The organism is Indioceanicola profundi (assembly GCF_003568845.1).
Taxonomy (GTDB): domain Bacteria; phylum Pseudomonadota; class Alphaproteobacteria; order Azospirillales; family Azospirillaceae; genus Indioceanicola; species Indioceanicola profundi.
Genome location: NZ_CP030126.1, coordinates 305,201 through 317,131, shown reverse-complemented (window position 1 = coordinate 317,131; position 11,931 = coordinate 305,201). Strand labels below are relative to the sequence as shown.

Annotated in this window: 15 protein-coding genes; 6 read left to right on the top strand and 9 right to left on the bottom strand. The window is 67.8% G+C overall.

The annotated features are described in order from the left end of the window. Positions 1 to 28 precede the first annotated feature (28 nt). Positions 29 to 217, bottom strand: coding sequence for a hypothetical protein (locus DOL89_RS01525; RefSeq protein ID WP_119677564.1), 189 nt, complete (start codon positions 215 to 217; stop codon positions 29 to 31). 121 nt (positions 218 to 338) lie between these two features. On the opposite strand from DOL89_RS01525, the gene gcvA reads away from it, so the two are divergent. Continuing rightward, entirely contained in the window at positions 339 to 1,259 is a 921-nt protein-coding gene (gcvA, locus tag DOL89_RS01520) for a transcriptional regulator GcvA (protein ID WP_119677563.1), read from the top strand. A 16-nt stretch (positions 1,260 to 1,275) separates the two neighbouring features. On the opposite strand, the gene DOL89_RS01515 is transcribed toward gcvA, so the two are convergent. From DOL89_RS01515 to DOL89_RS01500, 4 genes are all read right to left on the bottom strand, one after another. Next, the gene (locus DOL89_RS01515) at positions 1,276 to 1,617 is read right to left on the bottom strand and encodes a hypothetical protein (RefSeq protein ID WP_162937265.1); all 342 of its coding nucleotides are present in this window, start codon (positions 1,615 to 1,617) and stop codon (positions 1,276 to 1,278) included. Between the two features lie 150 nt (positions 1,618 to 1,767). Further along, entirely contained in the window at positions 1,768 to 2,301 is a 534-nt protein-coding gene (locus DOL89_RS01510) for a hypothetical protein (RefSeq protein ID WP_119677561.1), read from the bottom strand. Positions 2,302 to 2,313: 12 nt separating this feature from the next. Further along, positions 2,314 to 2,940, bottom strand: coding sequence for a hypothetical protein (locus DOL89_RS01505; protein ID WP_119677560.1), 627 nt, complete (start codon positions 2,938 to 2,940; stop codon positions 2,314 to 2,316). A 104-nt stretch (positions 2,941 to 3,044) separates the two neighbouring features. Continuing rightward, positions 3,045 to 4,076: an NADP-dependent oxidoreductase gene (locus DOL89_RS01500; protein ID WP_119677559.1), complete on the bottom strand. Its 1,032-nt coding sequence runs from the start codon at positions 4,074 to 4,076 to the stop codon at positions 3,045 to 3,047. Positions 4,077 to 4,253: 177 nt separating this feature from the next. Between DOL89_RS01500 and gloB the strand changes: the two genes are divergently transcribed. The 4 genes from gloB to ychF all read left to right on the top strand — a co-directional run bounded on the left by gloB (position 4,254) and on the right by ychF (position 7,394). Next, positions 4,254 to 5,030 carry a hydroxyacylglutathione hydrolase gene (gene gloB, locus DOL89_RS01495; protein ID WP_119677558.1) on the top strand — a complete coding sequence of 259 codons (777 nt, stop codon included), beginning with the start codon at positions 4,254 to 4,256 and terminating at the stop codon, positions 5,028 to 5,030. A gap of 26 nt (positions 5,031 to 5,056) precedes the next feature. After that, positions 5,057 to 5,668, top strand: coding sequence for a glutathione S-transferase N-terminal domain-containing protein (locus tag DOL89_RS01490; protein WP_119677557.1), 612 nt, complete (start codon positions 5,057 to 5,059; stop codon positions 5,666 to 5,668). Positions 5,669 to 5,674: 6 nt separating this feature from the next. Further along, positions 5,675 to 6,130, top strand: coding sequence for a cupin domain-containing protein (locus DOL89_RS01485; protein WP_119677556.1), 456 nt, complete (start codon positions 5,675 to 5,677; stop codon positions 6,128 to 6,130). Between the two features lie 166 nt (positions 6,131 to 6,296). After that, on the top strand, positions 6,297 to 7,394 hold the full coding sequence (gene ychF, locus DOL89_RS01480) for a redox-regulated ATPase YchF (RefSeq protein WP_119677555.1): 1,098 nt from the start codon (positions 6,297 to 6,299) through the stop codon (positions 7,392 to 7,394). Positions 7,395 to 7,530: 136 nt separating this feature from the next. On the opposite strand, the gene DOL89_RS01475 is transcribed toward ychF, so the two are convergent. The 4 genes from DOL89_RS01475 to petA all read right to left on the bottom strand — a co-directional run bounded on the left by DOL89_RS01475 (position 7,531) and on the right by petA (position 11,033). Next, positions 7,531 to 8,088 carry a DUF924 family protein gene (locus DOL89_RS01475; protein ID WP_119677554.1) on the bottom strand — a complete coding sequence of 186 codons (558 nt, stop codon included), beginning with the start codon at positions 8,086 to 8,088 and terminating at the stop codon, positions 7,531 to 7,533. 242 nt (positions 8,089 to 8,330) lie between these two features. Further along, a complete protein-coding gene (locus tag DOL89_RS01470; protein ID WP_119677553.1) occupies positions 8,331 to 9,143 on the bottom strand; it encodes a cytochrome c1 in 813 nt (270 codons plus the stop codon). Then, positions 9,143 to 10,447: a cytochrome b gene (locus tag DOL89_RS01465; RefSeq protein ID WP_119677552.1), complete on the bottom strand. Its 1,305-nt coding sequence runs from the start codon at positions 10,445 to 10,447 to the stop codon at positions 9,143 to 9,145. Before DOL89_RS01465 ends, DOL89_RS01470 begins: the two co-directional genes overlap by 1 nt. A gap of 28 nt (positions 10,448 to 10,475) precedes the next feature. Then, entirely contained in the window at positions 10,476 to 11,033 is a 558-nt protein-coding gene (gene petA / locus DOL89_RS01460; RefSeq protein ID WP_119677551.1) for a ubiquinol-cytochrome c reductase iron-sulfur subunit, read from the bottom strand. 366 nt (positions 11,034 to 11,399) lie between these two features. On the opposite strand from petA, the gene DOL89_RS01455 reads away from it, so the two are divergent. Then, on the top strand, positions 11,400 to 11,864 hold the full coding sequence (locus DOL89_RS01455) for a tRNA (cytidine(34)-2'-O)-methyltransferase (protein WP_119680169.1): 465 nt from the start codon (positions 11,400 to 11,402) through the stop codon (positions 11,862 to 11,864). Positions 11,865 to 11,931 lie beyond the last annotated feature (67 nt).

Below are 11,931 nucleotides of genomic sequence, written 5' to 3'. Positions count from 1 at the left end.
CGCACCCAATCGGGTAGGAACTGCCGCCTTAGAGCCCGAGATCGCGGCGGAGATGGTCCGGAAGGTCCGGCAGGATGCCGATCCGGCCCCGCATCTCCCGCGCGGCACCGCTCCCGGCCTCCGCGGCAGGCAGCAGATCATCCAGGCCGCCGAGCACCGTGCCCAGCCGCGAGGGCAGCCGCCCCGGAGAAGGTCCACCAAAGCAGAGCTTATGCATCGTATCCTCCTGTCGGTTTCTAAAGACCCCGCCCTGTGGCGACAGGCTGGATGTAATCCGGCTCGACGACAAACGAGCTTTGCCATAGGCTTCCGACAAGTTCAGCTTATGCACAGACGCCATGGCTTCCCGCCTTCCCCCGCTGACCGCCCTGCGCACCTTCGAGGCTGCGGCCCGCCATCTCTCCTTCACCAGGGCGGCCGATGAGCTGGCGGTCACGCAGGCGGCCGTGAGTTTCCAGATCCGCCAGTTGGAGGAGCATATCGGTGTCAGCCTGTTCCGCAGGATGACCCGCCGGCTGGAGCTCACCCCGCAGGGACGTGAGCTTGCCACGGCGATGACCGACGCGCTGGACCGCATCCGCGGCGCGGTGGAGCGGCTTCAGGTCACGCCGGATTCGGGAATCCTGTCCATCAGCGCCCTTCCGACCTTCGCCGCGCAATGGCTGGTGCCGCGGATGGGGCAGTTCAATATTCTGCATCCCGGCGTCGCCGTGCGGCTGGATGCGTCGAGCCGGCTGGTGGATCTGGAGCGCGGCGAGTTCGATGTCGCGATCCGTGCTGGACACGGCGCTTGGCCGGGGCTGGTGGCCGAGAGGTTGATGGCCCTGGAACTGACCCCCGCCCTGGCGCCCGGCCTTCTGGAACGGGCGGGCTCCATCGAAAGACCGGCCGACCTGCTGAAGCTGTCCTTCCTGGACAGCCAGGACCCGGTCGACCAGACCTGGTGGCGGCAATGGTTTGCGCTGTCAGGCACCCCGGTGGACCGGTTGCCGAGCGGATCGCAGTACGATACGCAACTCATCACCGGCCATGCCGCCTGCATGGGCCAGGGCGTGGCCCTGATCTGCCCGATCTTCTTCGCCGGCGACATCGCCGCAGGCCGACTGGTCCTGCCCTTCCCCGATCTGGTCCTTGAAACGGGTGTCGCCTACTGGCTGGTCTATGCCGAGCGGCGGCGGGAGGACCCGAAGATCCGCTCCTTCCGCGATTGGATAAGGACGGAGGTATCCGCCTGCGCCGGGCAGTGCGCCACGGTGTGAGCCGCCAGCCGGTCCCTCAGTGCCGTACCCACCGTGACAGGGTCAGGGAAGAGGAAGCGCCCAGTACGGCGGCGGCGCCGGCTACGCCCGCCGCTACCGCCGCTGCGATCATCCCCTCGTGCAGGGCTGCCGATCCGGCCCCGGCCGACAAGGCAGGCGCCAGATACGCCGCCAGAACGCCGGCCGCGAGAAGGGCCACGACGCCGGGCGCCTGTCGGGGCGCCACGGCAGACAACAGGAACGCGGCGCCGCCCAGCAGGGAGAGGGTCCAGGCCAGACTGGCGGCATCCTGATCCCAGATGCCGGCGGCAGTGCCAGCGCCAAGGGCCGTTACAGCCGGCCCGACGGTTTTCGCCATGGCAATCAACATCACGCACTCGCTTGGCCTACGGTTAGATCGGATGATCCGTCCCGATCGGGACCTGTCCATCCATGCTTCCGATAGAACCATGGGAATGCGGCGGAAGCCTGTCCGGCTCCTGGCCGGGGCTTGGCGTTTCGGAGGTGCCTAAAGCTCCTCCGAATTGCCGGCATAGGGCTCCAGCGCGCCGACCATATATCCCCTGTCCGCGGGAAAGCGCATGTTGGCCTTCGCCGACGCCATCTTGTCGCTGGCTGCCCAGACCAGGAACCGCCGGCCCGACACCCAGGAGGCGGAGACGTCTTCGGGCGGGTGCCGGGCGATGTCGGCGAACCGCGGATGGGCGATGGGAACGATGAAGGCCTGATCCCCCGGATTCCGCCGCTCGTCGAAAACGTACAGAAGGGTTTCCGCGCTTTTCTTGCGTTGGACGGTCTTCTCCCCGCTGTCGATCTGGCCGGTCAGCTCAACCAGTTCACGCTGCATCGCCCGCTCCTCACGGCGCAGGTCCAGCGTCGCTCTCGCCCGCTCCCGCATGTCGCGCCGGACCTCGCCAAGTTGGCGCAGGCGGGCGGCATGGCCGGCCTTGACCCGCCGGACATGGCGGGAAACGGACGCGAAGACCTGGGCCGCCGCCGCCAGCCCGCCCAGTATTCCCATCCATCCGGCCAGACTCATCATCGCCGCGCCGCCTCAGCCCGAAACCTGGAGCGCAGCGGGCGTTGCGGCGGGCAACGGGGCGATGACCTCCATCGTCTCCGTATCGTCCGCGGGCTCCGCCACTTCCAGCACGAAGAACCCGGTGGCGGGCGGAAAGGCGCGCTCGACGACGATCTTGGCGTCGCCGATCGTCGGCGCCCAGACATGCACCTGCTGCGCCCGCGCCCAGGATCGCGCCAGGAACGGATGCTCCTTCTGCTCAAGCTGGGCCCGCTGCACATGGCGATTGATCACCAGTGCGATGAAGCGGCGGGACGGGCGCTCCGCCCGATGGAACGCCTCCTCCTCTCCCAGGACGCGAACCAGGGATGAGCGGGATACCGACATGTCCGACAGGCGCTTCTGGACCATGTAGTGGCGGCGGCGCACGGATTTCACCTGCGCGTCCAGACGCACGAGGCGCGGCAGCATCTCGTCCCGCCGCGCGCGCGCCTTCGCCGCCAGCATCATCATCCGCTGTAGACGCTCCTCCAGCAGGCCGCTCCGCATGCCAGCCAGGATACGCTGCTCCGCAATATGCGCCCCCGCCAATCCCACGAGATAAGCGAGGCCGGCGATGCAGGCGAAGATCACCACCGCTTCGACCAGTTGCTCAACCATGGATGTTCAGACTTCCATGTTCCTCCCCATTCGGGTGAGGAGCATACACCCCTTCGGAGGGAATCCGAAGAGGTGATGCGCAACCGGAACCGCACTTGTGCGGATCAGCCTCCAGCCGGCTCCTCCCCGATGCGGACAGCCAGCTTGCCGGTGTTGCCGCCGGTGAACAGCTTGCGGAAGCTGGTCAGGACATTCTCCATGCCCTGGTCCAGATCGACCTTCCACTTGATCTTACCCTCGGCGATCCAGGGCCCCATCTCCCGGTACATCTCGCCCATGCGCGGGCCGTAATCGAGCACCAGGAACCCTTCCATCCGGGCGCGCTTGGCCACCAGCACGGACAGGTTCTTCGGCCCCGGCGGCGGCTCGGTGGCGTTGTACTGGCTGATCGCGCCGCAGAAGGGAATGCGGCCGCGGATGTTCAGAAGGTCCAGCGCCGCCTCCGTGATCTCCCCGCCCACATTCTCGAAATAAACGTCGACGCCCTTGGGGCAGGCGGCGCGCAGGGCCTTGCGCCAGCCGGATGCCTTGTAGTCCACCGCCGCGTCGAAGCCGAGCTCGCCGGTCAGCCAGCCGCACTTCTCCGCCCCGCCGGCGATGCCGACCACATGGCAGCCCTTGATCTTCGCGATCTGCCCGACGATGGAGCCGACGGCTCCCGCGGCGGCGGAGACCAGCACCGTCTCCCCCTCCTTCGGGCGGCCGACATCCAGCAGGCCGAAATAGGCCGTGGCGCCGGTCATGCCCAGCGGGCCCATATAGGCGGTGAGCGGCAGGCCGGGGATGTCGGGAAGCTTGGCCCAGCCCTGCCCATCCGTGACGAAATAATCGGCCCAGCGGCCGAGCCCGCTGACCAGATCGCCGGCCTGGAACTTCGGGCTGTTCGACTGGTCCACCACGCCCAGCACCAGCCCATGCATCGGCCCGTCCAGCGGCACCGCCGGCAGATAGCTGTCATACTGCATCCAGACAGCGTTGGTCGGGTCCAGCGACAGATAGATGGTGCGGACCCGGATCTGCCCCTCGCCCGCATCCGGAGCGGCGGACTCCCGCAGTTCCAGCACCTCTTCGAAGTTGCCGCCCTTGGGGCGGTCCTTCAGTATCCACTGGCGGTTCACGGCGGCTTCGCTCGGCATTTTTCCTCCCGTCTGCTTCTTCGCCGGCCTAGGGCCGGGCGCGCCAGCATCGGGCAAACGCGCCGCCCGCTCAAGTCCGGAAACGGACGGTCGTTCGATTTGCCCCATCGGGCGCGGCCGAATGCCCTGCAGGCGGGGGGCTTGGCGGGCCGGGAGGCATGGGGTAGGCTCGCCGCCATGGACAAGCTCGATATCCGGCTAATCCCGGCGCTGACCGACAATTATATCTACCTGATCCGCGATGTGGAGACGGGCGCCGTAGGCGTCGTCGACCCGGCGGAGTCGGAACCGGTGGAAATGGCCCTGGCCGATCTGGGCTGGCGGCTGACCACCATCCTGAACACCCACCACCATGCCGACCACACGGCCGGCAACCGCGACCTGAAGGCCCGCTGGCACGCCAGGGTGATCGGCCCAGCCGCCGACCGCGACCGCATCCCGGAGATCGACACGGCCTATGCGGAGGGGGAGGGCTTCAGCTTCGGGGTGCGCCCGGTGCGGGTCTTCGACGTGCCCGGCCACACCCGCGGCCACATCGCCTTCTGGTTCGAGGATGCGGATGCACTGTTCAGCGGCGACGCCCTGTTCTCCCTCGGCTGCGGCCGCCTGTTCGAGGGCACGCCGGACCAGATGTGGACCAGCCTGCTGAAGCTGCGCGCCCTGCCGGATTCCACCCGCGTCTATTGCGGCCACGAATATACCCAGTCCAACGCCCGCTACGCCCGCAGCATCGACCCGGACAATGCCGCATTGGCGGAACGTGCCGCCGAGGTGGACCGGCTTCGGGCCACGCTGCAACCGACGCTGCCCACCCTGCTGGGGCGGGAGAAGGCGGTGAACCCGTTCCTGCGCGCCGACGACCCGGCCATGGCCGCCGCCATGGGCATGGCGGGCGCCAACCCGGTTGCGGTCTTCGCGGCCATCCGGCGGGGCAAGGACAACTACCGGGGCTGAGCCCCCAGCGATGAGAGAAGACGCGAATGAAGCTGCGCTACAGCCAGACCTCCCCCTATGTCCGCAAGGTTCTGATGCTGGCCCATGAGGCCGGGCTGGCCGACCGGATCGAGCTGGTGCCCACCGACGTCTGGGCGCCGGACAGCCCCATCGTGCGCGACAACCCGCTGGCCAAGATCCCCTGCCTGGTGACGGAGGACGGGCTGGTCCTGTTCGACAGCCCGGTGGTGGCGGAATATCTGGACAGCCAGCATGACGGGCGGAAGCTGTTCCCCGCCGCCGGGCGTGAGCGCTGGGTGGCGCTGCGCCAGCAGGCCATGGCGGACGGCATCTGCGACGCCGGCGTACTGCGCCTGCTGGAGGGCCGCCGGCCCGAATCCCTGCGCAGCGCCGACTGGATCGAGCGGCAGCGCCGCGCCATGGTCCGCACGCTGGACACGCTGGAGGCGGAGGCCGAGGCACTGCCGAAGCCCGACGCCCTGACCATCGGCGGCATCGCCGTGGCGGTCACGCTGGGCTATCTGGATTTCCGCTATGCCAAGGATGGCTGGCGGCACGGACGCTCCCGCCTCGCCCACTGGTTCGAGGGGGTGACGGTGCGGGAGAGCTTCAAGCTGACAGCTCCCCCGACGGAGTAAGCGCCGATGTATGGCAGCCTGACGCCCCGGCAGATCATCGACCTGCTGGGCATGCGGCCTCATCCGGAGGGCGGGCATTATGTGGAGACCTATCGCCATGCCCCGCCCGATGGCGGCCGGGGGGCGAGCACCGCCATCTACTTCCTGCTCCAGGCCGGGGAGTACAGCCACTGGCACCGGGTGGTGGATGCGGACGAGGTCTGGCATTGGCATGCGGGCGCGCCGCTGGTCCTGACCCTCAGCCCCAACGGGCACGATGCCAGCGCCCGCCATCTGGGCCCCGACCTCGCCGCCGGCCAGCGGCCGCAGCTCGTGGTGCCGGCCAACCATTGGCAAACGGCGGTGAGCCTGGGCGCCTGGACCCTGGTGGGCTGCACCGTCGCCCCGGCCTTCCGGTTCGAGAGCTTCGAACTGGCCCCGCCGGACTGGCGGCCGACACCGCGGAAGGCTGGCGGGGCGTAGTCTCCGCTGGCGTGGTCCGTGCCGGCGCGGTGCTCCACCTGCCCTTTCGTCCCCGCCCTACATCCTGCCGAACCCCACCCCTGCGCCCGCCTGGGATTGTCAATCGGACCTGCATCCCCCATAACCCTGCGCAACCGGTTCTCACAGTCCAGGCGAAGCACGTCCCATGGGATTCAATTGCGGCATCGTCGGCCTGCCCAATGTCGGCAAGTCGACGCTTTTCAACGCGCTGACCTCCACCGCCGCGGCGGAGGCCGCCAACTATCCCTTCTGCACCATCGAGCCGAATGTGGGCCGGGTGGGCGTACCGGACCCTAGGCTGGACAAGCTGGCCGCTATCGCCAAGTCGCAGAAGACCATCCCGACGCAGCTCGAATTCGTCGACATCGCCGGTTTGGTCCGCGGGGCCAGCAAGGGCGAGGGGCTGGGAAACCAGTTCCTGGCCAATATCCGCGAGGTGGACGCCATCGTCCACGTCCTGCGCTGCTTCGAGGACAGCGACATCACCCATGTCGAGGGCTCCATCGACCCGATCCGCGATGCGGAGACGGTGGAGACCGAGCTGATGCTGTCCGACCTGGACTCGCTGGAGCGCCGGCTGCCGGCCCTGCAGAAGAAGGGCAAGGGCGGCGACAAGGAGGCCAAGGCCCAGGCCGACCTGATGGAGCGGGTGCTTGCCGCACTCCGCGACGGCAAGCCGGCTCGCACGGTCGAGGTGGCGAAGGAGGAGCAGGAGATGTTCCGCCAGTTCGCCCTGCTGACCGGCAAGCCGGTCCTGTATGTCTGCAATGTCGAGGAAGCCAGCGCCGGCACCGGCAACAGCCAGTCGGCACGGGTGGCCGAAATGGCGAAGAAGCAGGGTGCGGCCAGCGTCGTGATCTCCGCCGCCATCGAGGCGGAGCTGTCCCAGCTCCCCCCCGAGGACAAGGCCGAGTATCTGGAGAGCCTGGGGCTGGACGAGCCCGGCCTGAACCGGGTGATCCGCGCCGGCTACGGCCTGCTGAACCTGATCACCTTCTTCACCGTGGGGCCGAAGGAGGCGCGGGCCTGGACGGTGCGCCGCGGCGCCAAGGCGCCGGAGGCCGCGGGCGTCATCCACACCGATTTCGAGCGCGGCTTCATCAAGGCCGAGACCATCGATTACGAGACCTATGCCGCGCTGGGCGGCGAAGGCCCGGCCAAGGAGGCCGGCAAGATGCGGATGGAAGGCAAGGAGTATGTCGTCCAGGACGGCGACATCTTCCATTTCCGCTTCAACGTCTGAGCAGCGGTCCTTTCCGCTCTTTTTCCGTCATCCGGGCGAAGGCCGGGACCCAGGGCGGCCGGCACCGCCCTCGGGACTCTGGGCCCCGGCTTTCGCCGGGGTGACGGATTTACGGAGGGGCCAGACCGCCCCCCGTTCAGAACCCGCTGCCGGGCTGCTTCAGGAACTCCGCCTCTTCCGGCGTGGTCTCCCGGCCCTGGATGGCGTTCCGGTGCGGGAAGCGACCGAAGCGGGCGACGATGGCCAGGTGCATGGCCGCATAATCCAGATAGCCCGGCTTCTGCGTGCGGGTCGCGAAGAGCCGCACCGCCATGCGCTGCGCCTCCATGTCCTCCGCATGCTCGAAGGGCAGGTAGAGGAAGGTGCGCTGATCCTCCGTCATGCCCCTGTCGAACTCCCGCTCCACCGCCGTGCGGGCAACCTCCAGCGCCATGGCGTCGGTGGCGTACATGCGGGGACTGCCCCGGAACATGTTGCGCGGCGCCTGGTCCAGCAGCAGGCAGAGCGCCAGCGCCCCCTCCGGCGCCTCCCCCCAGGCCGCGAACTCGCCCGCCGCCGCCCGCTCATGGCATTCGAGCATCTGTTCCCGGCAGAGCGCGTCGAACGCCGGGTCCGCCGCGAACCAGCGCTCCGGCCCCGCCTCCGTGAACCAGAAGCGCAGGATGCGCACGATTTCCGCATAGTGCTGGCCCATGACCGCCTTCTCCTCAAATCCGCTCCGCCGCGGCAATCGGCGACGGGGCCGGCTGCCTGAGACTGCAACAGTTTCCGCGCAATCTTGCACGGAAGGACCGGTTGCCGCACCTCTCGTCAGGCTTCCCGCCCCACCTCTTGACCAGAACCATGAAGAAAGCCCCGGAGCGGGATGCGCCGGGGCTTTTCGGTAGGCTTTCCTCGCGGCCGATCAGCGGCAGCAGGACGGTCAGGTCGGAGTGCTCAGTGCACGTCGGCCCAGACGCGGCGCTTGGCGGCGTAGAGCAGGCCGGCCAGGATGATCAGGAACATGATCACCGCGACGCCCATCTGGCGGCGAGCCTCCAGGTGGGGCTCGGCGGCCCAGGCCAGGAACGCGGTCACGTCATGCGCCTGCTGGGCGATGGTGGCCGGGGTGCCGTCCGCATAGGTGATCCCGTCATCGTACAGCGGCGGGGCCATGGCGATCACGTGGCCGGGGAAGTACTCGTTGTAGTACCCGCCCTCCGGCACGTTGAAGCCTTCCGGCGCGTCACGGTAACCGGTGAGCACGCCGTAGACATAGTCCTCGAAGTGCTCACGCGCCTTGACGATCAGCGACAGGTCCGGCGGGGCCTTGCCGTTGTTGGCCGCTGCCGCGGCTTTCGCGTTCGGGAACGGCGCCTTGAAGTGGTCGGATGGAATCGCCGGCCGGGTGAACATCTCGCCCGTATCGTCGGGACCGTCGGTCACTTCATACTGCGCCGCGATGGCCTTGACCTCTTCCTCGCTGAAGCCCAGAGCTTCGAGGTTGCGGTAGGCCACGAGGTTCATGCTGTGGCAGGCGGAGCAGACCTCCTTATAGACCTGGAAGCCGCGCTGCAGCGACGCCCGGTCGAAGGTCTTGAACATGCTCGTGAAGCTGTTCACGCCGCCATGGTGCCATTCCTGCTCCGGCGGAGCCGGCGCGGTCGCCGCCTCGGCGGTGGCGGCCAGGGCCCCCATGGCGCCGGTCAGCGCGATGCCGCCGGCGACCAGGAGGGACTTCAGGGAGGAGATCATCTTCGGGCGGTGCATCACGCCTTCTCCATCGGCTTGGCAGCGGCAGCGGCGGAGATGCGGCCCCCGCCGAGTACGGGCTGGGCGATGCTGGCCGGCAGCGGAAGCGGACGCTCAATGCTGCTGATGACCGGCAGGCCCAGGAAGAACAGGAAGTACAGGAGCGTGCCGACCTGCCCAATGATGACGTTGATGCCTTCCGCCGGGCGGCCGCCGGCATACATCAGCATGAAGAAGCTGACCACCAGCATCAGCACCCACCACTTGTAGATCGGGCGGAAGCGGTAGCTGCGCACCGGCGAGCGGTCCAGCCACGGCATCAGGCACCAGATCAGGATGGAGGCGAACATCAGCAGCACGCCGCCCAGCTTGGCCGGAACCAGCACCACGTCGCTGAAGGGCAGGCCGATGTTGAAGGTGATGGCGCGCAGGATGGCGTAGAAGGGCAGGAAGTACCATTCCGGAACGATGTGCGCCGGGGTCACCAGCGGATCGGCCGGAATGTAGTTGTCCGGGTGGCCCAGATAGTTCGGGGCGAAGAAGACGAAGGCCGCGAACAGGATCACGAACACCGTCAGCCCGAACATGTCCTTGGACGTGTAGTACGGGTGGAAGGGCAGCGTGTCCTGCGGACCCTTCGGCTCTATCCCCAGCGGGTTGTTGGAGCCCGTGACGTGCAGCGCCGCGACGTGCAGGAACACCATCGCCACGATCACGAACGGCAGCAGGTAGTGCAGCGCGAAGAAGCGGTTGAGGGTGGGGTTGTCCACCGAGAAGCCGCCCCAGAGCAGGGTCACGATGCTGTCGCCCACCACCGGGATGGCGGAGAACAGGTTGGTGATGACGGTGGCGCCCCAGAAGCTCATCTGGCCCCACGGCAGCACGTAGCCCATGAAGGCCGTGCCCATCATCAGCAGGAAGATCACCACGCCGATGATCCACAGCAGCTCACGCGGCTTCTTGTAGGAGCCGTAGAGGAAGCCGCGCAGGATGTGGATATACACCGCGATGAAGAACATCGAGGCGCCGTTGGCGTGGATGTAGCGCAGCAGCCAGCCGTAATTCACGTCGCGCATGATGCGCTCGACGGCATCGAAAGCCAGGCCGGTGTTGGCGGTGTAGTGCATCGCCAGGAAGATGCCGGAGACGATCATCGTCACCAGCACGAACATGGCGATGGCGCCGAAATTCCAGAAATAGTTGAAGTTGCGCGGAGTCGGGAAAACTCCGTACTCCTTCTGCAGCATCGTGAACACGGGCAGGCGCTGGTCGATCCAGTTCACCACCGGGTTCTTGAAGGATGATGTCGGGGCGTGAGCCATCGTGGCACTCCCTCCTTACTGGATCAGGTCAGCCGATACGGATGCGGGACTCGGACAGGAATTCATATTCCGGCACGACGAGATTGGCGGGCGCGGGACCCCGGCGGATACGGCCGGACGTGTCGTAGTGCGAGCCGTGGCAGGGGCAGAACCACCCGCCGTAGTCACCCTTCGCATCGCCGGTCTTCTGCCCCAGCGGCACGCAGCCGAGGTGGGTGCACACACCGACCATGACCAGCCACTGCGGCTCCACCACGCGCTCCTCATCGGGCTGCGGGTCGACCAGCTCGGCCAGATTCACGCTCCGGGCGGCCTCGATCTCCTCCGCCGTGCGGTGGCGGATAAAGACCGGCTTACCGCGCCAGGTGATGGTGATGGCCTGACCCTCGGCGATCGGCGTCAGATCCACCTCGGTGGAGGCCAGCGCCAGCGTGTCCGCCGCGGGGTTCATGGAATCGATGAACGGCCATATGGCAGCGGCAGCGCCCACGGCGCCGGTCGCGGCGGCGGCCAGGTAGATGAAGTCGCGGCGGGTCTGCCCCTCGCCGTCGTGGCCATGGGGGGCCTGATGGGTTGTCTCCGCCATCCTCTCGTCTCCTCGCATGTGCGGGCACCGGCAGAGGCGGGCGCCCACCCTTCTCACACTCTCCCTCCCGCGGCACCCAGGGGCGGAACCTGCGGCAGGAACCGGATCGGTCCCCGCCGGTTGCTTTTTCTTGCCCCCACCCCACCTTGCGGGAATGACCCGCTTGGATGCAGCGAAGTTCGGATAGGCGAACGGCCCGCCCGGACGGGTGTCCGGTCGCGTGGCTTCGATATACATGCCCGGTCGTGTGATGGAAAGTGCTGCCTCTCGCCGCACCTGCTGACAATTCGTCGCGCGCACCGTGTGGCGGCGGACGGGCTGCGGCGGCTAGAATATGGGTGATTTCCGCCCTTGGAGCCCAATCCCTTGCGCCTTGCCCTCTACCAGCCCGACATCCCCCAGAACACCGGCACCCTGATCCGGGCCGGCGCCTGCCTGGAAGTGGCGGTGGACATCATCGAGCCCTGCGGCTTCCTGCTGGACGATCGGCGGATGCGGCGCAGCATGATGGATTACGGGGCGGCGGCGGAGATCGCGCGGCACATCAATTGGTCCGCCTTCCTGGCCAGCCGCACCGGCCGGGTGGTGCTGGTGGAGACGCCGGAGGGGCCGGAGGACGTGCCCTATACGGCGTTCGCCTTCCGCCCCGACGATACGCTGCTATTCGGGCGCGAGAGTGCGGGCACGCCGCCGGAAGTGGCGGCCCAGTGCCATGCACGGATATTTATCCCCATGCGGCCGGGCGTGCGCTCGCTGAACCTCGCCGTGGCGGCCGCCATGGTGCTGGGAGAGGCGCTGCGGCAGACGGGGGGATTTCCAGGGCGGGGCTAGGTTTCCCTCCGCCCCCTTGGCCCCGGCGGGTGGGGCGGGTACATACAGGGCAAAGATCGAGGAGCGC

Coding starts and splice junctions, on each gene's coding strand:
- ychF (WP_119677555.1), top strand. CDS start 6,297: ATGGGATTCAATTGCGGCATCGTCGGCCTGCCCAATGTCGGCAAGTCG.
- DOL89_RS01505 (WP_119677560.1), bottom strand. CDS start 2,940: ATGGTTGAGCAACTGGTCGAAGCGGTGGTGATCTTCGCCTGCATCGCC.
- DOL89_RS01510 (WP_119677561.1), bottom strand. CDS start 2,301: ATGATGAGTCTGGCCGGATGGATGGGAATACTGGGCGGGCTGGCGGCG.
- DOL89_RS01490 (WP_119677557.1), top strand. CDS start 5,057: ATGAAGCTGCGCTACAGCCAGACCTCCCCCTATGTCCGCAAGGTTCTG.
- DOL89_RS01470 (WP_119677553.1), bottom strand. CDS start 9,143: ATGCACCGCCCGAAGATGATCTCCTCCCTGAAGTCCCTCCTGGTCGCC.
- DOL89_RS01485 (WP_119677556.1), top strand. CDS start 5,675: ATGTATGGCAGCCTGACGCCCCGGCAGATCATCGACCTGCTGGGCATG.
- gcvA (WP_119677563.1), top strand. CDS start 339: ATGGCTTCCCGCCTTCCCCCGCTGACCGCCCTGCGCACCTTCGAGGCT.
- gloB (WP_119677558.1), top strand. CDS start 4,254: ATGGACAAGCTCGATATCCGGCTAATCCCGGCGCTGACCGACAATTAT.
- DOL89_RS01515 (WP_162937265.1), bottom strand. CDS start 1,617: ATGGCGAAAACCGTCGGGCCGGCTGTAACGGCCCTTGGCGCTGGCACT.
- DOL89_RS01525 (WP_119677564.1), bottom strand. CDS start 217: ATGCATAAGCTCTGCTTTGGTGGACCTTCTCCGGGGCGGCTGCCCTCG.
- petA (WP_119677551.1), bottom strand. CDS start 11,033: ATGGCGGAGACAACCCATCAGGCCCCCCATGGCCACGACGGCGAGGGG.
- DOL89_RS01500 (WP_119677559.1), bottom strand. CDS start 4,076: ATGCCGAGCGAAGCCGCCGTGAACCGCCAGTGGATACTGAAGGACCGC.
- DOL89_RS01465 (WP_119677552.1), bottom strand. CDS start 10,447: ATGGCTCACGCCCCGACATCATCCTTCAAGAACCCGGTGGTGAACTGG.
- DOL89_RS01475 (WP_119677554.1), bottom strand. CDS start 8,088: ATGGGCCAGCACTATGCGGAAATCGTGCGCATCCTGCGCTTCTGGTTC.